This window comes from Enterobacter sp. H2G27, assembly GCF_054403075.1.
The window spans coordinates 336,695-356,150 of record NZ_JBSVSI010000001.1 but is presented as its reverse complement, the minus strand read 5'-3'; the positions used below and the strand labels follow the sequence as shown (position 1 = coordinate 356,150).

At 56.4% G+C, this 19,456-nt stretch carries 17 protein-coding genes; 9 read left to right on the top strand and 8 right to left on the bottom strand.

Annotation, left to right across the window (positions count from 1 at the left end; translation table 11 throughout):
• Window positions 1–80 precede the first annotated feature (80 nt).
• The 7 genes from ACW9E7_RS01640 to ACW9E7_RS01610 all read left to right on the top strand — a co-directional run bounded on the left by ACW9E7_RS01640 (window position 81) and on the right by ACW9E7_RS01610 (window position 10,826).
• Entirely contained in the window at window positions 81–824 is a 744-nt protein-coding gene (locus ACW9E7_RS01640; RefSeq protein WP_458727159.1) for a helix-turn-helix domain-containing protein, read from the top strand.
• Window positions 825–872: 48 nt separating this feature from the next.
• Window positions 873–1,511 carry a LysE family translocator gene (locus ACW9E7_RS01635; protein WP_458727158.1) on the top strand — a complete coding sequence of 213 codons (639 nt, stop codon included), beginning with the start codon at window positions 873–875 and terminating at the stop codon, window positions 1,509–1,511.
• A 178-nt stretch (window positions 1,512–1,689) separates the two neighbouring features.
• Complete coding sequence (locus ACW9E7_RS01630; protein WP_458727157.1) at window positions 1,690–3,957, top strand: type I restriction-modification system subunit M; 2,268 nt, start codon at window positions 1,690–1,692, stop codon at window positions 3,955–3,957.
• A complete protein-coding gene (locus ACW9E7_RS01625) occupies window positions 3,957–5,276 on the top strand; it encodes a restriction endonuclease subunit S (RefSeq protein ID WP_458727156.1) in 1,320 nt (439 codons plus the stop codon). The genes ACW9E7_RS01630 and ACW9E7_RS01625 overlap by 1 nt, the downstream gene beginning before the upstream one ends.
• Complete coding sequence (locus tag ACW9E7_RS01620) at window positions 5,273–8,533, top strand: type I restriction endonuclease subunit R (protein WP_458727155.1); 3,261 nt, start codon at window positions 5,273–5,275, stop codon at window positions 8,531–8,533. The genes ACW9E7_RS01625 and ACW9E7_RS01620 overlap by 4 nt, the downstream gene beginning before the upstream one ends.
• Window positions 8,526–9,449, top strand: a complete 924-nt coding sequence (locus tag ACW9E7_RS01615) for a DUF5655 domain-containing protein (RefSeq protein WP_458727154.1) — start codon at window positions 8,526–8,528, stop codon at window positions 9,447–9,449. The genes ACW9E7_RS01620 and ACW9E7_RS01615 overlap by 8 nt, the downstream gene beginning before the upstream one ends.
• 105 nt (window positions 9,450–9,554) lie before the next feature.
• Window positions 9,555–10,826 (top strand): DUF445 domain-containing protein, encoded by a 1,272-nt coding sequence (locus tag ACW9E7_RS01610; protein WP_458727153.1) that lies wholly within the window; start codon window positions 9,555–9,557, stop codon window positions 10,824–10,826.
• Here the strand turns inward: ACW9E7_RS01610 and ACW9E7_RS01605 are convergent.
• The 7 genes from ACW9E7_RS01605 to ACW9E7_RS01575 all read right to left on the bottom strand — a co-directional run bounded on the left by ACW9E7_RS01605 (window position 10,823) and on the right by ACW9E7_RS01575 (window position 16,442).
• On the bottom strand, window positions 10,823–11,899 hold the full coding sequence (locus ACW9E7_RS01605; protein WP_458727152.1) for a DUF2955 domain-containing protein: 1,077 nt from the start codon (window positions 11,897–11,899) through the stop codon (window positions 10,823–10,825). The two genes, ACW9E7_RS01610 and ACW9E7_RS01605, sit on opposite strands and share 4 nt — an antisense overlap.
• A complete protein-coding gene (locus ACW9E7_RS01600) occupies window positions 11,889–12,956 on the bottom strand; it encodes an HlyD family secretion protein (RefSeq protein WP_458728361.1) in 1,068 nt (355 codons plus the stop codon). Before ACW9E7_RS01600 ends, ACW9E7_RS01605 begins: the two co-directional genes overlap by 11 nt.
• Window positions 12,953–13,423, bottom strand: a complete 471-nt coding sequence (locus ACW9E7_RS01595) for a MarR family winged helix-turn-helix transcriptional regulator (RefSeq protein ID WP_458727151.1) — start codon at window positions 13,421–13,423, stop codon at window positions 12,953–12,955. Before ACW9E7_RS01595 ends, ACW9E7_RS01600 begins: the two co-directional genes overlap by 4 nt.
• A gap of 146 nt (window positions 13,424–13,569) precedes the next feature.
• The gene (locus ACW9E7_RS01590; RefSeq protein ID WP_458727150.1) at window positions 13,570–14,265 is read right to left on the bottom strand and encodes an ArsR/SmtB family transcription factor; all 696 of its coding nucleotides are present in this window, start codon (window positions 14,263–14,265) and stop codon (window positions 13,570–13,572) included.
• Window positions 14,258–14,635, bottom strand: a complete 378-nt coding sequence (locus ACW9E7_RS01585) for an amino acid-binding protein (protein WP_149367776.1) — start codon at window positions 14,633–14,635, stop codon at window positions 14,258–14,260. The genes ACW9E7_RS01590 and ACW9E7_RS01585 overlap by 8 nt, the downstream gene beginning before the upstream one ends.
• Window positions 14,628–14,951: an antibiotic biosynthesis monooxygenase family protein gene (locus tag ACW9E7_RS01580; RefSeq protein ID WP_033144543.1), complete on the bottom strand. Its 324-nt coding sequence runs from the start codon at window positions 14,949–14,951 to the stop codon at window positions 14,628–14,630. The genes ACW9E7_RS01585 and ACW9E7_RS01580 overlap by 8 nt, the downstream gene beginning before the upstream one ends.
• Window positions 14,952–15,026: 75 nt before the next feature.
• Complete coding sequence (locus tag ACW9E7_RS01575) at window positions 15,027–16,442, bottom strand: aldehyde dehydrogenase family protein (protein WP_458727149.1); 1,416 nt, start codon at window positions 16,440–16,442, stop codon at window positions 15,027–15,029.
• 100 nt (window positions 16,443–16,542) lie between these two features.
• Between ACW9E7_RS01575 and ACW9E7_RS01570 the strand changes: the two genes are divergently transcribed.
• Window positions 16,543–17,445 (top strand): LysR family transcriptional regulator, encoded by a 903-nt coding sequence (locus tag ACW9E7_RS01570; protein ID WP_458727148.1) that lies wholly within the window; start codon window positions 16,543–16,545, stop codon window positions 17,443–17,445.
• Here the strand turns inward: ACW9E7_RS01570 and ACW9E7_RS01565 are convergent.
• Window positions 17,432–17,911: a carboxymuconolactone decarboxylase family protein gene (locus ACW9E7_RS01565; RefSeq protein WP_023310248.1), complete on the bottom strand. Its 480-nt coding sequence runs from the start codon at window positions 17,909–17,911 to the stop codon at window positions 17,432–17,434. The genes ACW9E7_RS01570 and ACW9E7_RS01565 overlap by 14 nt on opposite strands.
• Window positions 17,912–18,012: 101 nt before the next feature.
• Between ACW9E7_RS01565 and pdxR the strand changes: the two genes are divergently transcribed.
• Window positions 18,013–19,401: a MocR-like pyridoxine biosynthesis transcription factor PdxR gene (gene pdxR / locus ACW9E7_RS01560; RefSeq protein WP_458727147.1), complete on the top strand. Its 1,389-nt coding sequence runs from the start codon at window positions 18,013–18,015 to the stop codon at window positions 19,399–19,401.
• Window positions 19,402–19,456: the final 55 nt, after the last annotated feature.

The following is a 19,456-nucleotide window of genomic DNA, read 5'->3' as shown; positions in this document are numbered from 1 at the left end:
GGTATATCCGGAAGGTTCTTAATGAAGCGCTGCCAGACGGTTCGCTGACATGGTATAAAAAACGTCCAGAAGGAGTGCTTATGACCGATACCCGACACATCCGGCAGACTTTTCACCGCGCCTCAGGCCTTGAGCTGCGCAGCACGTGGCGGAGCACGCAGGCGTACAAACGCCATAGTCACCCTCAGCTCTCTATCGGCGCGATTATGGAAGGCCAGACCTGCTGCGTGTGCCATGACAGAGAATACATCCTTAACCCCGGGGACCTCATTGTGATCCCGGCCTCTGCGCCGCACAGCTGCAACCCCGTCGCCGGGCAACCGCGCAGCTACCATATGCTCTATATCGACACCGATCTTCCTCTGGCGCTCCAGGTGATTCGCGACCCTACGCTCTTTAAGCGCTACCTTGATATTGTTGAGACGATGTCGCCTGCATCCGTGGATACGCTGCTTTCAGCCCTTCCCCGATGCGAGAAAAACGCAGATGCGCTTCGCTCAACCAGCCAGCACGTGCGGCAGGCGTTTCTTGCTGACCTGGCCGCTCCGCCTTCCCTCGATGAACTTGCCCAACGATTCTCGCTGCGCAAGGAGACGCTGATCCGCACCTTCCGGCAGGATACCGGCCTGACGCCGGGCAGCTTCCTCAACATCTCCCGCGTGGAGTTCGCCAAAGCGCGGCTGCGCGCCGGGGACGACATCGCCGACGTTGGCTACCAGAGCGGCTTTGCCGATCAGAGCCATTTTCATAAGATCTTCGTCAGCTATACCGCCGCCACGCCGCGCCAGTACGCTACGGGCCGATCAATATCCGACAATAAATAGCGTTTGCAGCGCCGTAGTCTGACCGCAGATTTTTAAACTGAGGTTGCTATGGAACTGTTCTTCCCTTCCGCTTTTCTCGCCCTGGCGCTGGCGCACTTTGTCGCCCTGCTAAGCCCGGGCCCTGATTTCTTCCTGCTGGTGGGCTACGCCGCGCGCTATCGGCTGCGGGGTAGCGCCGGACTGTGCCTCGGCATCGCCGCGGGCAACGGGCTTTACATCCTGCTGGTGATTATCGGCTGGAGCGCGCTGCGCCAGTTTACGTGGCTGTTTACGCTGATCGAGCTTTGCGGGGCTCTTTATCTGCTGTGGATCGGCTCGCATCTGGTGCGCAGCCGATCTCAGACTCTGACGCTGAATGAAACCCACCAGCGCTTACCTTCGCTTCGCAAGCAGATCCTGCTGGGGCTCGGCTCGGCGCTGTTAAACCCGAAGAACGCGCTGTTCTATCTGGCGCTGATGACGGCGCTGCTGGGGCCGGACGTGACGCTGCTTCAACAGGCGACCTGCGGCGTCTGGATGGTGATGGTGGTGCTGGCGTGGGATCTGGCGCTGGTATCGCTGATGGGGTTGACCGTGGTTCAACAGAAGCTCAGCCGTTCGCTGTGGTGGATTGAGCGCACGGCGGGGGTGGTGCTGATGGGGTTTGGGGGATGGGTGCTGTGGCGATTGTGCGTTAATACTATATGACCCGGCTCCATCATTTGTATTGAAATACACATTCATGACACCCATGAATTATTGCAATCTATAAACATAACACATTGATTTAGATCGATTTTTTAGTCGATCGATACTTTTAGTCATGATAAAAAGAGGGTTTTAATTCATCATCAAAAATGCCTGAAAAATGGGCAAGGACGCTTTTATGAGTACCCTGAATTTCTCCCAAACGGCAGCCTTTATCTGGTCTGTTGCAGATCTCCTGCGCGGTGATTTTAAGCAATCTCAATATGGCCGCATTATTCTCCCGTTTACCCTGTTGCGCCGCCTGGAATGCGTCCTTGAAGAGACTAAAGAGGCCGTCGTTATTGAGGCTCAAAAGGTCCGTTCTTCGCCCCTGCCTGAAGAAGCGAAAGAAAAGTTAATCCTGCGCGCCACCAGCGGGCTGACGTTCTTTAACGCCTCGCCGCTGGATCTGAGCAAAATGGGTCAAAACGACATCAGGGCCAACCTGGAAAACTACATTCAGTATTTTTCCAGAGATGCGCGGGAAATTTTCGAGCACTTTAAATTCAGCGAATTCATCGGGTTGCTGGATGATGCCAACCTCCTCTATAAAGTGGTGCAGAAGTTTGCCACCACCGATCTCAGCCCGCAGGCCATCTCCAACCATGATATGGGGCTGGTCTTTGAAGAACTGATCCGCCGTTTCGCCGAAAGCTCGAATGAAACCGCCGGTGAACACTTCACGCCGCGCGATATCGTGCGTCTCACTACCTCGCTGGTGTTTATGGAAGACGACGAGGCTCTCACCAAAGAGGGCGTCATTCGAACCCTTTACGATCCGACGGCGGGCACTGGCGGATTTCTCTCTGCCGGAATGGAGTACGTTCATGAACTCAACCCGAATGCAGTGATGCGCGCGTTCGGACAAGAGCTGAACCCGGAGTCCTACGCTATCTGCAAGGCTGATATGCTGATAAAAGGTCAGGACGTCAGCCGCATCAAGCTGGGCAACACCCTTTCTAACGATCAGCTTCCCGCCGACCGCTTTGATTACATGCTATCGAACCCGCCGTTTGGCGTGGACTGGAAGAAGATAGAAGCCGACGTTAACAACGAACATCGCAAAGGATTTGATGGCCGCTTCGGGCCTGGCCTGCCGCGCGTTTCCGACGGCTCGCTGCTCTTCCTGCTGCACCTGATCAGCAAAATGCGTGATGCCGATACCGGCGGGCGCATCGGGATCATCCTCAACGGTTCGCCACTATTCACGGGAGGCGCGGGCAGCGGCGAAAGCGAGATCCGCCGCTACATCCTTGAAGCCGATCTGCTGGAAGGGATCGTCGCCCTGCCCACCGACATGTTCTACAACACCGGGATCGCCACCTACGTGTGGATCCTGTCCAACAAAAAGGCGGCGGAGCGTAAGGGCAAGATCCAGCTGATCGACGCCAGCAAGCTGTGCAGCAAAATGCGTAAATCACTGGGCGCGAAGCGCAACATGATGAGCGAGGAGGATATTCGGCTTATCACCCGCACCTTTGGCGACTTCGAGGCTGTGGAACTTAAAGACATCGATGACAAACGCACTTTCGCCTGCAAGATTTTCAGCAGCACCGACTTTGGCTTCCGCCGCCTGACCATTGAGCGCCCGCTGCGCCTGACGGCGCAGGTTACGGATGAATCCATTGCCGCGCTGCGCTTTGCGCCGAAACCGTTTAACGCACCGATGGCGTGCCTGTACGACGCGTTCGGTGCCTTCTGGCAGGACGAGAACTACGGCAGTTTTGCCGAGTTTGAGGTGGAGGCACGCGCCGTTATTAAGGCCGAATTCCCCGAGCTTAAAGAGAAGCAGATTAAAGATCTGCTCGACGCAACGCTGTGGCAGCACCAGCGCGCGCTGATGGTAAAAGCGCAAAAAATCCAGTCGGCGCTGGACGGTAAAGCGGGTGGTCGCGCTCAGCCGAGCGATGATTTCAATCAGTTCCAGATGACGCTCAAAGCGGCGTTCAAAACCGCCGCCGTTAAGCTGGATGCCAAAGAGCATAAGCAGTTTATCGAGGCCATTACCCGCAAAAACCCGGACGCGGAGCCGGTCGTTAAAAAGGTCCTCAGGGAAGATGCGCAGCCGCTGTACGGCGCGTTTGCTTACCGCGGACAGGTGGTGGAGTTTGAACAGGACGCAGACCTGCGCGACAACGAGAACGTGGCGCTCGATCCGTCTGTTTCGACCAGCGATTTGATTGAAGGCTACGTGAAGGCGGAGGTGCTGCCGCACGTGCCGGACGCGTGGATTAATGCCGACAAGCGCGACGCCCGCGACGGCGAGGTTGGCGTTGTAGGGTATGAGATTCCGTTTAACCGGCATTTTTATGTCTATAAACCACCGCGTCCGCTGGAGGAGATTGACGCGGAGCTGGATGCGCTGAGCGCGGAGATTATGAAGCTGCTGCAGGAGGTACACTCCTGATGGCTAAGTATAAGGCGTATCCGGAATATAAGGATTCTGGGGTTGAGTGGTTGGGGGAGATTCCTAAAGATTGGGATGCCGCTAAACTTAAATACATCGCAGATTTGTTTACCACAAAATCCACCTGTACACCCGCCTTATATGTTGGGTTGGAAAATATCTCTAGCGTTGACGGGAAATATGTTTCAAAGGAGGAAAGTATAATAGATGGCACATCGATATCCTTTGAAAAAAACGATATCCTTTTCGGGAAGTTACGGCCTTACCTTGCCAAATCTTGGCTGGCAACTTTCGCTGGCGTATGTTCATCCGAGTTTCTTGTGCTTCGTACAACCAAATTAAATTCAAGATTTCTGAATTACTATTCATTAACAAATGAATTTATTGAGCAGGTTAATTCTTCAACTTATGGCTCCAAAATGCCACGAGCAAGTTGGGATTTTATTGGTCAGTTACCTGTACCTACCTGTTCTTATTCTTTATCAGAAAAAATAGCTAGTTTCCTGGAACACGAAACAGCAAAAATCGACACCCTAATCGAAAAACAATGCCAACTCATCGAACTACTCAAAGAAAAAAGTCAGGCAGTGATTAGCCATGCCGTAACTAAAGGGCTAAACCCTGATGTGCCGATGAAAGATTCTGGGATTGAGTGGTTGAGTAAAATACCTGCTGATTGGATGGCAAGTAAAATTAAATATGTTGCCCCATTTCAAGTAGGGTGGACGCCCTCAACCAAAAATGAGGCTAATTTTATCGGTAAAAGTCTATGGGCTAATATTTCCGATCTAAAAGAAAAAATAATTACAAATACGACAAAAAAAATCTCTGATGTAGCCATAAAGGACTCAAATATGAAGATTACCCCAAAGGGCTCATTACTTTATAGCTTTAAGCTCTCAGTAGGTTCTGTATCTTTTGCTGGAATTGATATGTATACAAATGAAGCAATTGCTTCATTTGTAGAAAATCCTTTTCTACCATTGTCTTTTTTATATTACTCACTCCCTTTATTTATCGATAAAAATACCACGACAAACATATACGGCGCAAAAATACTTAACCAAGACTTAATAAGTAACAGCTATATAATTTTACCTACAAAATATGAGGCTGGAATTTTAGTTGATTACCTTGATTATAAAACAACACAAATCGACACCCTAATCCAAAAACAACGCCAACAAATCGATCTCCTCAAAGAGCGCCGCACCGCCCTGATTTCCGCCGCCGTCACCGGCAAAATCGATCTGCGCGACTGGACGCCTCCCGCCAGCAGCACCGAATCATCCCTCACCGCTGAGGAGACCACAGCATGATCGCCGACGTCACCAAAGAATCGAACCTGCAGGCCGATATCATTCAGCAGATGTGCCAAAACGGCTGGGTTCCCGGCACGGGCAGCAAGTACGATCGCGAACGTGCCCTCTATCCGCAGGATGCACTGACCTTTGTTCAAATCACCCAGCCGCAGGAGTGGGAAAAATTCATCCGCATATATCCCAACGACACCGAGCGTCATTTTCTCGATGCGCTGGTCGCGCAGCTTAAAAAAGCCGATGCCAACGCCACCGATCTCCAGTCCCGGACCTACGGTACTCTGGGGGTGCTGCGCCACGGCATCAAAAGCCATAATGCGCGCTTCTCATTATGCCAGTTTAAGCCGGATCACAACCTCAACCCGGACACCCTTGCGCGCTATCGGCAGAACATCTGCCGCATCGTTCCGGAACTGGTTTACAGCCCCCACGCGAGCGGCACCGAGGCGGAGGCGAAAGCCAAACGCTGGCGCATCGACCTGGTGCTGTTTATCAACGGCCTCCCGGTTGCCACTCTGGAGCTGAAATCCGAGTTCAAGCAGACGGTCAACAGCGCCATTAACCAGTACAAAAAAACGCGCCTGCCAAAAGATCCGGAGACCAACAAGCCTGAGCCGCTGCTGACCTTCAAGCGCGGCGCGCTGGTGCATTTCGCCGTCAGCCAGTATGAGGTCTACATGGCCACCAAACTGGCAGGTGATGACACATTCTTCCTGCCGTTTAACAAAGGCACCAAAGAAGGCGGCGCGGGGAACGACATCCCGGAAGATAACCAGGAATACGCCATCAGCTATCTGTGGAACGAGGTATTACTCCCTGAGAACCTGCTGAAAATCCTTGCCTGCTTTGTGCATCTTCAAATCGAGGAGAAAGAGGACTGGGACGGTAAAAAGGTCAAAAAAGAGAGCCTGATCTTCCCGCGCTATCACCAGTGGGACGTGGTGAACAAGCTGATTGCCGCCGCAGACGAAGAAGGCACCGGCAACAAATACCTTATCCAGCACAGCGCCGGATCCGGAAAATCAAACTCCATCGCCTGGACGGCGCATCAGCTCTCCTGCCTGCATAACGAAAAGGGTGAAAAACGCTTCCACTCGGTGATTGTTGTGACTGACCGTACCGTGCTGGACGATCAGCTGCAGGACACCATCTATCAGTTTGAACATGCGGATGGGGTGGTCGGGCGAATCAACAACCGCGAGGGAGAAGGCTCGAAATCGGAGAAGCTTGCCAGCGCGCTGGAGCACTCGCAGCCCATCATCATCGTCACTATTCAGACTTTCCCGTTCGTACTCAAAGCGATCGAAAACAGCACCAGCCTCAAAGAACGAACCTACGCGATCATCGCAGATGAAGCGCACTCCTCCCAGAGCGGCTCCACGGCGCGCCAGCTGAAAGAAGTGCTGATGAGCGAAGGGGCCGACGAGGATGTGGTCCTGACCTCTGAAGATATCCTCGACGCCACCCTTGCCGCACGCAGCGGGAGCAGCAACCTTAATTTCTACGCCTTCACCGCAACGCCGAAGGCGAAGACCCTGGAGCTTTTTGGCCGCCGACCCAACCCGCACGAACCCGCATCAAGAACCAACAAACCTGCGGCGTTCCACGTTTACTCCATGCGTCAGGCCATTGAGGAGGGCTTTATCCTCGACGTGCTGAAAAACTACACCAATTACAAAGTGGCCTATAAGCTGCTGCAAAAAATGGGTGATAAAGACCGGGAAGTGGACAGCAAACGGGCGAAGATCAGGCTCAACCAGTGGGTGACGTTGCACGACCACAATGTCTCGCAAAAGGTAAAAGTCATCATTGAGCATTACCGCCAGCACGTGATGCATCTGCTCGGCGGACAAGCAAAAGCGATGGTGGTCACCAGCTCTCGCAAAGCCGCCGTGCGCTATAAGCTGGCGTTTGATAAATACATTGCCGACATGGGCTACGGGAAGATCACTGCGATGGTGGCGTTCTCAGGCGAAGTTGAGTTTCAGGAAAATGACATGAACAGCCTTGCGCTATTGCACCAGAAATTTACTGAAATCAATATGAACCCTGCGCTCAAAGGCCGCGATATGCGTAAGGCGTTTGATACTGATGACTATCAGGTGATGCTGGTGGCCAACAAGTTCCAGACCGGCTTCGACCAGCCGAAGCTGTGCGCCATGTACGTGGATAAAGCGCTTGGCGGCGTGGAGTGCGTGCAGACGCTGTCGCGTCTCAACCGAACCTATCCCGGCAAAAGGGAATCTGGCACCTTTGTACTCGATTTTTATAACGAACCTGACGATATTCTCGCTGCCTTCCAGCCCTACTACCAGACAGCTGAATTGACCGATGTCAGCGATCCGGGTCTGGTGTTCGATCTGTACGAGAAACTTCGCGCGACGGGGATATTTTTATGGCACGAAGTCGAACAGCTGTGCGAGGCTTTTTACAGCAAGAAGAAATCGAATGCGACGCTCAGCAATATTTGCCTGCCCGCAGTAAACCGCTGGGCAATGCGGTATGCCTCCGCGAAAGAGGCGTATATCAGCGCCAAACAGATCTATGAGTTAACAAAAAGGGATTCTCCTAACCCCATCTTGCTCGCAAACGCGGAAAACAGTTTTAAAGCCTGCAAGAAGGAAAAAGATCGCCTGGAGATTTTTAAAAAAGATCTCGGTAGCTTTGTACGCTTTTATGAATTTATGTCGCAGATCGTCTCCTACGATGACAAGTCGCTGGAGAAATTAAGCCTTTATTGTCGACACCTTCGCCCCTTACTTCGTGAAGAGGCAACAGATGAAGATGAAGTCGATCTATCCAATGTTGAAATGAGCCACTATCGGCTTTCAAAGATCCATGAGCAGCATATTAAGCTTCAGGAGGATGCGGCAGAATATAAGCTCAACTCGGTTAATGGCGTCGGCACCGCAAAAGCAAAAGATAAGAAAGAGGAGTTTATGTCGCAGGTGCTGGCGCAGCTCAACGAGCTGTTTATCACCGAAAACCTGACCGATAAAGACATGCTCAACTATGCCTTTGTGGTTTACGATAAGCTCGCAGAAAACAAACTTGTCATGACCCAACTCGACAACAACACCCGTGAGCAAGCGATGCTGGGCGACTTTACGAAAGCCATTGATGATGCCGTGATAGACAGCAACGAAGCGCACAAGGAGATGATGATGCAATATTTATCGTCACCGGAAGTTGCCAAAGGGTTTGCTCACCTGATGTATGACATCGCAAAAATGCGCAGGGAATCAATTCATGAGTGATATTCAGATCTTTCGCTACGGCGCTAGCGGCGTAAAAGAACTTTCCGGTAAAGCAGCAACCATCGAAAAAGAGCTGCAATCCTTGATCGAATCCCGAATGGATACCTTTCTCGGCGTTCGTTTTCTCGACAGTGAATACAGTACCGGTAAGACCCACCGTGGACGCATTGATTCACTGGGTCTGGACGAAAATAACTGCCCGGTCATTATCGAATATAAACGTCACAGCAATGAAAATGTCATCAACCAGGGGCTGTTTTATTTGGACTGGCTTCTCGATCATAAGGCTGAATTTAAGTGGCTGGTGATGGAGAAGCTCGGCAAAGAGACGGCAGAGGCCATCGACTGGTCTGGCACGCGCTTGCTCTGTATTGCTGCTGATTTCAATAAGTATGACGAACATGCCGTTCAGCAAATTAACCGTAATATCAGCCTGATTCGTTACAAGCTTTTTTCTGACGATCTGCTGATGTTCGAACTGGTGAATGCGGTGGTTGAAAACGCGTTTTCAGAAACTGCAACCGATACGCTAACCGCTGCCGCTGGCAAGCGTAACACACGCTCGCATAGCGAACAGATCTCCAGCGCGTCCACCGAATTAGCCACTTTGTTCGAACAGCTTAAGAGCTACGTCCTGTCTCTTGGCGATGAGGTGCAATACAAGGAGCTAAAGCTATACGGCGCATTCCGCCGTCTGAGGAATTTTGTTTGCGCCGGCGTTTACCCCGTTACCGATCCCCATATCCGTTTGTGGCTGAAACTGGATCCTGAGAATATTCAGCTAGAAGAGGGATTTAGCCGGGATGTAACACATATTGGGCACTGGGGAACGGGCAACGTTGAGCTAGTCGTTCGAAATGAACATGACCTGATGAAAGCGAAACTGCTTATTGAAAAGGCTTATCAGGAGAATTGATACGGTAGTGCAAATGCCGGGTGGCGGCGTTGCCTTACCCGGCCTACAAAAACTGTCTGTCAGGGTACTTTGCACTTCTCTCCCACAACCCTCTATCCTTAACCCATGGAAAAAATAGCTGAACTCAAACGCGCCAAGATGCTGGCGCTGTCGCTGCTGCTGGTTGCCGCCGCGGCCTTTATCACCACCCTGTTCCTGCCGCAGACCTTCTGGGTGCGCGGCGTCAAGGCCATTGCCGAGGCGGCAATGGTCGGTGCGCTGGCTGACTGGTTTGCGGTCGTCGCGCTGTTCCGCCGGGTGCCGATTCCCTTTATCTCCCGCCATACGGCGATCATCCCGCGCAATAAGGACCGGATTGGCGACAATCTCGGCCAGTTCGTGCAGGAGAAGTTTCTGGATACCCAGTCGCTGGTCGATTTGATCCGCCGCTATGAGCCCGCGCAGATGATCGGCGTCTGGTTCAGCAAGCCCGACAACGCCCAGCGCGTCGGGCTGCACTTGATGCAGGTGATGAGCGGTTTTCTGGAACTGACCGACGACGGGCGCATTCAGCGCCTGCTTAAACGCGCGGTACATAAGGCCATCGACAAGGTCGATTTCACCGAAACCAGCGCCGTGATGCTGGAGAGCATGACCAAAAACAACCGTCACCAGGTGCTGCTCGACGCCATCATCAATCGCCTGATTACCCTGATTCAGCGGGAGAGCACGCGGGAGTTTATTGCCGACCAGATTGTCCACTGGCTGAAGACCGAGCACCCGCGCAAGGCGATGGTGCTGCCCACCGAGTGGCTGGGCGATCAGAGCGCGGAGATGGTGTCGAACGCGGTGAATACGCTGCTGGATGATATCAGCCACGACCGCACGCACCAGATCCGTCAGGCGTTCGACCGCGCCACGCTGAAGCTTATCGACAACCTGAAAAACGATCCGGAGATGGCGGCAAAAGCCGACAACATCAAGCACTACCTGAAAAACGATGAGGCCTTTAACCGCTATCTGGGCGAGATGTGGGCCGATCTGCGCCAGTGGCTGAAGGCAGATATGCAGAGTGAAGATTCGCGCGTGAAGCAGCGCATCGCCAACGCCGGGCTGTGGTTCGGTGAAACGCTGACAAACGATGCGAACCTGCAGGCCTCGCTGAACGAGCATCTGGAGCAGGCCGCACACCGCCTCGCGCCGGATTTCGCGGCGTTTCTGACCCGCCACATCAGCGACACGGTGAAAAGCTGGGACGCCAAAGACATGTCCCGCCAGATTGAGCTGAACATTGGCAAGGATCTGCAGTTTATCCGCGTCAACGGAACCCTGGTGGGCGGGACGATTGGCCTGATCCTGTTTTTACTCTCGCAGCTGCCTGCCGTGCTGGGGCATTAATCTGCTTTTGGCGGCGCGATGACGTAGCGGGTCGCCTCGAAGCGGTTGAGGATCAGGTGCATCAGAAAGACCATCGTCAGCGTCGCCACCAGCGAAAAGGTGACGGAGGTGATGCGATAGAGATCGCTGAACACCAGGTCAGTGTCAGGGTGCATGTTCTGCCCGAACATAATGCCGATGGTGGTGATGCTGGAGAAGCCCACGCCCGCCCCCACCTTCTCCATCACGTGCAGACGCGCGCCAAACGCCAGCCCGAGGCCGATCAGCGGCATCATCAGCAGCATATGGCTGCTGTGATCGTAGAGTATTAGCTGCACAACCAGAATATAGAGGCAGCCCAGCACCACGCCGACCACGCGCCAGATTGAGCTCATCACCGAACCTCGGTAGTGCATCGGGAACAGGATTAAAATCCCCGCCATCAGCGCCGAAAGCGAGTCGCTTAAGTCGCTAATCTGAAACACCACAAAAATCAGCGTCGCGACGGTACCGGAGAGCAGCGACTCGTGGCGCACGCGGGCGTCGTCTTTCTCAATCAGCGGCGGCGGCTTGCGGGGCTCCACGTCCGGCAGCAGGTAGTTCATCAGCGCGCTCAGGCACACCGCCATTACGCTGGCTTCGATGTTGGAAAACAGCAGCGTGTGCCAGCTGGTGGTGGGGTAGCTCATAAAGTTGAGCATCACGCTCTGGCACACCACGCCCATTGAGCCAAACAGGAACAGCGGTCCCTTGCTCATAAAGCGAAAACGCATCACGTACAGAGCGAAGACCACCAGCGTCATGATGACCGGCCATTGCGACAGATAGCCGATGATGAGGATCATTTCGACGCAGTTTAGCGCGGCGCTGAAGATAAACTGCTTTGCCACGTGGCGGTTAAACACCGGTACCAGCGACAGCAGCATGATCGGGTAGACCACGAAAAACACGCCGTAGCTGGTGTTGTAAAAGCTGGAGATGCTCAGCGCAATCATCCCGGCAAAGACGATGCGCAGGGTCTGGCGAAAGTCGTTGGCCGTGTAGACGATGTTGCCGTGCGGGGTAAAGACCCGCGCCAGGGTACTAATAGACATAGTGAAGCAGGCTTACCAGGTGGATCTGCATCCCGGAGAAGAAGCGCGCAAACGGCCCTTCGCTGTTGTAGAGCTGCACGGTCGCGCGGGCGCCGGTCGGCAGATGCTTCGGCAGCGCCTCGTCCAGCGTCACGTGAATGCGCATGCGCTGGGCGTCGCGCACCCAGCGGTTGGAGGTTTCCGGCTCGGAGAGTTGGCCGTTAACGGCCTCCTGACCTGCCAGGATCCCCGCGTCGCTGCTGGTGACGTGGGCGCGGAAAACGTGTCCCGGGAAGGCGTCAAACACCACGGCCGCATCGGTGCCCTGATGGGTATGGCGCAGGCTTTTTTCACGGAAATCGGCCACGATATCGGTCTGGTTGTTCACCAGCGCCAGCGCGGCGGAACCGGATGAAGCGTAAAAGCCGGGGCTCAACTGCAGATTACTGACCGTGCCGTCCGCCAGGGCATAGACCTTCGTCCAGCCGAGGTTCAGCTCAGCTTCATCCAGCGCGTTGCGGTATTTTTGCAGCGTCACGTTGCGGTGTTCTTCGCGCTCACCACGCTGGATGCGCAGGTTCTGGATGTTGGCCTGAATTGAGCTGACGGACTGTTCGCTGCTCTGCCAGGTCGTGCGAACCTTATCCAGATCCGCCTGCGAGACGTTCTGCAGCGTGCTCAGCTTCTGGTAGCGGTCAAAGGTCACTTTGTCGTTACGCGCGGTCAGCACGGCGGTTTTCAGGCTGGCCTGCGCGGCGGCGATCTGCGCGTCCAGCTGTTCATTGGACAGGCGTGCCTGCTCAAGCGCGATTTGCGCCGCTTCCACCTTATTGCGAAACGGCGTGTCGTCGAGCTCAAACAGCAGATCGCCTTTCTTCACCTGGCTGTTGTTGTGGACATGTACCGCCGCCACGTAGCCGGAGACGCGCGGAGACACCGGCGTCACCACGCGCATTACGGTGGAGTCCGGCGTCAGCGGGATCCAGATATCCGCGACGATAAAATAGACAAACATCAGCAGGAAAGAGGCAATACTCACCCTTACCCAGCGGGCAAACTTTTGTTCAGGGGTCATTATTTTTCGGTCTTGTTATCTTCTTCGCGGATTGTCCGCAAATTGCAGGCGATTTGATTCAACGTGGCGCTGAAAATGTCGAGATGTTCCGGCGCGATGTTTTGCGATACGCGCGCCTGATACGTCTCAATCACCTGACTGAGCCTTTGTAACAGGGCTTTTCCCTCAGGCGTCAGCGTCAGAAGCCGGATGCGCTTGTCATAAGGCGATGTGGCGCGCAGCAGGTAACCCTGCTTTTCCAGCTGTGTCAGGGTGCGCATCAGCGGCGGCAGTTCAATGCCCTGCACCTCCGCCAGCTCACTCATTGAGACGTTATCCCCGAGCTGATGAAGCTGCATCATCACCGTCCAGCTCGACTGGGTTAACCCGGTATCGAGAATGGCCTCGTCGATGACGGCACGCCACTGGCGCACGATCATCGCCATCCGCATGCCCATCGGTCTGCGGCAGAACAGTTCTTCTTCACTCATGGGGAAACCTCTCGTCACACGCGGTCAAGATAATAGTTATCAGGGTAAGTATCAAGAAACGAGAGGCATAAGCGCAGGAATTGCGAAAGGTGTTACTGGCGGCGATGTACGCGTAAGCCCGGTAAGCGCAGCGCCACCGGGCGTTTTTAGCGGCTAAAAAGCCTCTTTACAGCGGCCTTCCCCGACGCCGTCACAACCACCTCCCGATACCCCGCTACCCGCTGGATCCAGCCTTTGCTTTCCATGTGGATGAGCAACGCAGCGCCCGCCTCACCGCCGAGATGAAATCGCCGCTCGCTCCAGTCCAGGCAGGCGCAGCAGGCCTTCCGGCGCGGATGCGCGCTTAACGAAATGCCGAGCGTCAGGAACTGCTCCCGGCCATAGAGTGTCAACGCTGAACCATCAGCCTCCAGCCAGCCTTCCGTCTGCATGAAATCATAAATCTGCACCGCCACCGCGCCTGCGAGATGGTCGTAGCAGGTCCTGGCTTCACGCATGGCTTTCGGCGCGGTGGTTTCCGGCGGGGTAATGCGGCTCCACGAAAGCCCCATCATTTGCTCCACCAGCGCCGCCACGTCGTGCCCGGCAAGACGATAATAGCGATGTCGCCCTTGCGACAGGCAGGTAATCAGTTGCCCTTCAAGCAGCCGGGCGAGATGCCCGCTGGCGGTCGACGGGGCGACGTCTGCCGCCGCGCTCAGTTCAGTGGCCGTCCACGCCCGCCCGTCCATTAGCGCACACAGCATCTTCACGCGCGACGGATCGGCCATGGCAGCCGCCACCGCGGCAATCGCCTTTTCCAGCATCGCGCTGTTGTCAGGAGGTAAACTCGTCTTAAGCATGGGCCGCCCAGGGTTCGGTGATCTCAGCGGCCAGCTTATCATCATCCGTCAGCAGAATAAGGTGATTCGCATGGTCGCTGTACTGAGTCAGGATAGACACGCCGCGTGCCGCCAGCGCCGCCGCGATCTCGCCCAACTCGCCTGGACGCTCCTGCTTAAGCTTTCTGATCACCGGCTGTCGCACCGCCTGTACGGTAAACCCGGCGTCGAGCAACACGCGTCGCGCTTTTTCCCCGTCTTCCACCAGGAAATGGGCATGTGTACCAAATACGCCACCGCCCTCCAGCCCCACGTCGTTGCGGCCCAGCAGCTGTCCAAACCGCGCCAGTTCACCGGGGGTATCGCGAAAAATGACATGAACGTCATACATCGGCATGCCCTCCGGTTTCGGAACTGTATTCCCGCACCAGCTGCGCCACCCGGATGCGGTAGTACGCAAAAATCGACTCCCGCCCTTCGGCCTGCGCCGCCTGATGAAAGACGTTCTGCTTCCAGCGGCGGACGGCCTCTTCATCCCGCCACCAGGAAAGGGACAGGATTTTGCCGTCGGTGGTCAGGCTCTGAAAACGTTCGATATCAATAAAGCCGTCGATGTCCGCCAGCAGCGGCTTAAGCTCTGCGGCAAGCTGAAGATAGCGCGCCTGATGGGCAGGCGCGGCTTTAGCTTCGAAAATGACTGCGATCATGGTTTTCTCTCCGTTGCGATGTTGGGGAGAGCATGCGGGATGGAAAAGCACAATGCTTCGGTAAATAGCGAAGTTTTAGCCCACCATCGACCTCGGCTCCATAAACGCCCGAATTCCCCACTCGCCCATCTCGCGCCCCAAACCGGAGTGCTTGAAGCCACCGAATGGTGCTTTCGGTTCATGAGCCAGGGTGTTCACCAGCACGCGACCGGAAACAATCTGCTGCGCCACGCGTCGCGCGCGGTTTACATCACCACCCAGCACCATCGCGCTCAGGCCGTAGTCGGTGTCGTTGGCAATGGCGATCGCCTCCGCCTCGTCATGATAGGGGATCACGCACAGCACCGGGCCGAAAATCTCGTCGCGGGCAATGGTCATCCGGTTGTTCACGTCGGCAAACAGCGTCGGACGCACGAACCAGCCGTCCCGCGTGCCTTCCGGTCGCCCTTCACCGCCCGCCAGCAGGCGTGCCCCCTCTTCGATACCTTTCCGGATATAGCCCTGCACCCGCAGCCACTGCTTTTCGCTGACCATCGGGCCGACGTCCGTCGCGCTATCGCGCGGATCGCCCGATTTCACCACCGCCACGGCCTGCGCCAGCGCGGTTTCGATCTCAGCCTTGCGCGCCTGCGGCACCAGAATGCGCGTTCCGGCCACGCACGCCTGCCCGCTGTTCATAAACCCGGCCTGAATCACCAGCGGGATCGCCTGCGCCAGATCCACATCATCCAGCAGGATCGTCGGCGATTTACCGCCCAACTCCAGCGTCACGCGCTTAAAGCTTTCCGCCGCGTTACGCAGGATCGCCTTGCCGGTATTCGTGGAGCCGGTGAACGAGATTTTCGCCACGTCCGGATGACGGCTAATCGTTTCGCCTACCGTCTCGCCGCGTCCGGTGACGATATTAAATACCCCCGGCGGTAATTCAGCATCGCGCAGCGCTTCGGTGACAATCTGCGTTTGCAGGGCGCTCATTTCGCTCGGCTTGATCACCGCCGTGCAGCCCGCAGCCAGCGCGGCCGCCAGCTTGCCGCAGATAAACCCCGCGTCGCTGTTCCAGGGCGTAATCAACCCGGCCATCCCAAGCGGCGTCATCTGCACCGTCGCTGCACCTGCGGGGGTGACAAACTCAAACGCCTCCAGCGCCTCAATTGCCTGAGCAATCACCTCCGCCGGATAGCTAGCCATCCACGCCGAGCGCGAGGCGGGCGCGCCGTACTCTTCAATGACCGCTTCCAGCAGATCGTCGTGGCGAGCGGCCACGGCGGCGTGCATGCGCTTCAGCGCCGCGAGGCGTTCCTGCTTTGTGGTCTGCGACCACGCCGGAAACGCCGCTTTTGCCGCCGCAATGGCGCGCGTTGCGTCAACCTCATCCGCCAGACGAACCTGGCCGATGACCTGCGCCGTCGCCGGATTGTACAAATCAAACCACTCGGTACCGTGCGGGGTAACAAACTCGCCGTTAATAAAGATCTGTTCGATGGTGTGCATATAAACCTCCTCAGGCTGTGTGAGCCCAGTCTGTCACGGCTTCTCCGTTGCGATAATCCACGCTATGCTGCAAGGGTTGTTTCGATTTTCAGGATAATCTATGCATCGTTCAGGTCTGACAGAGCTGGAAGTGGTGATGGCGGTGGTGCGGCGCGGCAGTTTTCGCGGTGCGGCGCAGGAGCTGGGGATGTCCGCCACGGCGGTCAGCAACGCCATCGCCGGGCTGGAAAGCCGCCTTGAGACGCGACTTTTCAACCGCACCACCCGCAGCGTGGCCCTCACCGACGCCGGGCAACGGTACGTGGCGCGTATCGGCCCTGCCCTGCAGGAGATCCGTCTCGCCAGCGAGGAGATCCACAGCGACACCGGGGAACCCGCCGGTACGCTACGGCTGAACGTGCCGAACCATATCGGCACGCTGTTTCTGGAGCAGCTGCTGATCGACTACATGATCCGCTACCCGAAAATGCGCGTGGAAACGGTGAGTGAAGCAAGGATGATCGACATCGTTGCCGAAGGCTATGACGCGGGGATCCGCCTCGAAGAGTCCGTCCCGCAGGACATGATCGCCGTGCCGCTGACCGGTGAGATCCGCCAGCTCGTCACCGCCACGCCGGACTATTTCGCCCGTCACGGCATACCCGAAACGCCGGACGATCTGCTTTCACACCAGGGGATCGGCATGCGCATGGCCCACGGCGGGATCTACCGCTGGGAGCTGGCGCGTCGGGGGGAAACGTACGCCCTTGCCGTGCCGCCGCGCTTTGCGACGTCCGATCTTTTTGCCTCGATCCGCGCCGTGAAAGCAGGATTAGGGGTGGGATTTTTGCCGGAACTCTATATTCGGGACGAGCTGAAAAGCGGGGAACTGGTGAGCGTCTTAAACGACTGGGCGCAGCCGTTTGCCGGGCTGCGCCTGTACTACCCCGGCCATCGCCACGTCCCGCCGGGACTGCGGGCGCTGGTGGCGATGATCCGCGAGCGCGGAATTATTCCAGGTTAGCCTTGTTCAGCCCGTACGCCGCGTCCAGCGCGCCGGGCGCCATGCGGGAGGTGATCCCCAGACGGTTCCAGGCGTTGATCGCCACGATGGCGAAGTTCAGCTCTGAAATCTCGACGTCCGAGAAGTGCTCCGCCACGCTGCGGTACAGCGCATCGCTTACGCCGTGAACGCCAATCTGGGTCAGCGCTTCGGTGAACGCCAGCGCCGCTTTCTCGCGGGCGCTGAACAGCGGGGACTCGCGCCAGGCCGCCAGATGGTACAGGCGCAGTTCGCGCTCGCCGGCGATTTTCGCCTCTTTTGAGTGCATATCCAGACAGAACGTACAGCCGTTCAGCTGCGACACGCGAATGTCGATCAGGTGCTTCAGCGCCGGATCGATGGAGGTTTTTGCTACCTCCATGCTCAGGGCAGACAGCGCGTTGGCGAGGGCAGGTGTAACTTTATGGTGGTTAACGCGAGTGCTCATGGTCTTTCCTCTTTTTGTGCGGCATGTGCCGTGCGATGAGGCAAATCTACGCCGTTCATGACATAGTAAAAAGATACAAAAAGCGTGAAATGAGGTAGGACATGAAGCCGGGCTATCACGAGATTTATTCCCGCTACCGCGACAACATCATGCGCGGCGTGCTGAAGCCGGGCGACAGGGTGCCTGCCATCCGCGTGCTGGCGGAAGAGCTGAAGGTGGCGCGTAAAACCGTCGAAACGGCGTATGCCATTCTGACGGGTGAAGGGTATCTGGTGAGCCAGGGCGCGCGCGGCACGCGGGTTAACCCGGACTTACTGCTGCCGGATAAGAGTGCCCCTGCGGAGCAGCCCACCGGAGCGCTTCCGGCCTCGCTCATCAGCCAGCGCGAGCGGGCCGGGTTTCTGCGTCCCGGCATCCCCGCCCTCGACAGCTTCCCGTATAAAAAATGGCTGCTGCTGGCGGGCCAGGCGACGCGGGCTATGCGACAGGAGGAGATGCTCAACCCGCCCGTTCTGGGCTGGTATCCGCTGCGCCAGGCCATCGCCAGCTACCTCAATATTTCACGCGGTTTATCCTGCACCGCTGAACAGGTGCTGATCACCAGTGGCTACAGCGGCAGCCTGCGGCTGATCCTCGACACCCTCGCCAGCCGCAGCGACAAGGTGGTGTTTGAAGATCCGGGCTATTTTATGGGCCAGCAGCTGCTCAAGCGGATCGTGCCGCGCCTGCACACCGTGCCGGTCGACCGTTCAGGTATCGATACGGACTACCTGCTGCGTCACCATCGCGACGCCCGATTTGCCATCGTCACCCCGTCGCACCAGAGCCCACTGGCGGTCACGCTCTCCCTGCCGCGTAAACAGCAGCTTCTCGACTGGGCCAGCCAGAACGAGGCGTGGATTATCGAAGACGATTACGACGGGGAGTTTCACTACACCCGCAAGGTGCTGCCGTCGCTGAAAAGCCTCGACCAGCACGACCGGGTGATTTTTATGGGCACCTTCAGTAAAACCATCATGCCGTCGCTGCGCATGGGCTACGTGGTGATGCCCGCCAGCACCGTCGGAGCCTTTACCGACTGCGCGGACATCACCACCAGCGGCCAGCCGGTGCTGACGCAAAAGATCCTCACCGCGTTTCTCAACGAAGGGCATTTTTTCCGTCATCTGAAAAAGATGCGCGCGCTGTATCAGACCCGCCGCGACTGGATGATTGCCGCCCTGCAGGAGGTGTATGGCGATCTGTTTTTCACCGAGCAAAACGACGGAGGGATGCATATCGTGGCGTTCCTGACCAAAGGAAGCCGTGACCGGGAAGTGGCGCGCTGCTGGCAGGAACATCAGCTGCAGGTCAATGCGCTCTCGGAGTGGTATCGCGGGTCGGGCAAACGTTACGGGCTGGTGATGGGCTATAACAACGTGCGCTCGTATCAGGAGGCGCTGGATTTACTGGAAAGGCCGAAGCGGCAGACGTTTGCGCTGTTGCGCTAACCATCGCCGGGTGGCGGCTTCGCCTTACCCGGCCTACTCGATCCCGTAGGCCCGG

Bases quoted from the DNA above. Each gene is read 5' to 3' on its own strand.
- ACW9E7_RS01595 (WP_458727151.1), bottom strand. From the start codon at position 13,423: ATGAGTGAAGAAGAACTGTTCTGCCGCAGACCGATGGGCATGCGGATG.
- pdxR (WP_458727147.1), top strand. From the start codon at position 18,013: ATGAAGCCGGGCTATCACGAGATTTATTCCCGCTACCGCGACAACATC.
- ACW9E7_RS01620 (WP_458727155.1), top strand. From the start codon at position 5,273: ATGATCGCCGACGTCACCAAAGAATCGAACCTGCAGGCCGATATCATT.
- ACW9E7_RS01635 (WP_458727158.1), top strand. From the start codon at position 873: ATGGAACTGTTCTTCCCTTCCGCTTTTCTCGCCCTGGCGCTGGCGCAC.
- ACW9E7_RS01640 (WP_458727159.1), top strand. From the start codon at position 81: ATGACCGATACCCGACACATCCGGCAGACTTTTCACCGCGCCTCAGGC.
- ACW9E7_RS01580 (WP_033144543.1), bottom strand. From the start codon at position 14,951: ATGATCGCAGTCATTTTCGAAGCTAAAGCCGCGCCTGCCCATCAGGCG.
- ACW9E7_RS01625 (WP_458727156.1), top strand. From the start codon at position 3,957: ATGGCTAAGTATAAGGCGTATCCGGAATATAAGGATTCTGGGGTTGAG.
- ACW9E7_RS01565 (WP_023310248.1), bottom strand. From the start codon at position 17,911: ATGAGCACTCGCGTTAACCACCATAAAGTTACACCTGCCCTCGCCAAC.
- ACW9E7_RS01570 (WP_458727148.1), top strand. From the start codon at position 16,543: ATGCATCGTTCAGGTCTGACAGAGCTGGAAGTGGTGATGGCGGTGGTG.
- ACW9E7_RS01575 (WP_458727149.1), bottom strand. From the start codon at position 16,442: ATGCACACCATCGAACAGATCTTTATTAACGGCGAGTTTGTTACCCCG.
- ACW9E7_RS01630 (WP_458727157.1), top strand. From the start codon at position 1,690: ATGAGTACCCTGAATTTCTCCCAAACGGCAGCCTTTATCTGGTCTGTT.
- ACW9E7_RS01590 (WP_458727150.1), bottom strand. From the start codon at position 14,265: ATGCTTAAGACGAGTTTACCTCCTGACAACAGCGCGATGCTGGAAAAG.
- ACW9E7_RS01585 (WP_149367776.1), bottom strand. From the start codon at position 14,635: ATGTATGACGTTCATGTCATTTTTCGCGATACCCCCGGTGAACTGGCG.
- ACW9E7_RS01615 (WP_458727154.1), top strand. From the start codon at position 8,526: ATGAGTGATATTCAGATCTTTCGCTACGGCGCTAGCGGCGTAAAAGAA.
- ACW9E7_RS01610 (WP_458727153.1), top strand. From the start codon at position 9,555: ATGGAAAAAATAGCTGAACTCAAACGCGCCAAGATGCTGGCGCTGTCG.
- ACW9E7_RS01605 (WP_458727152.1), bottom strand. From the start codon at position 11,899: ATGTCTATTAGTACCCTGGCGCGGGTCTTTACCCCGCACGGCAACATC.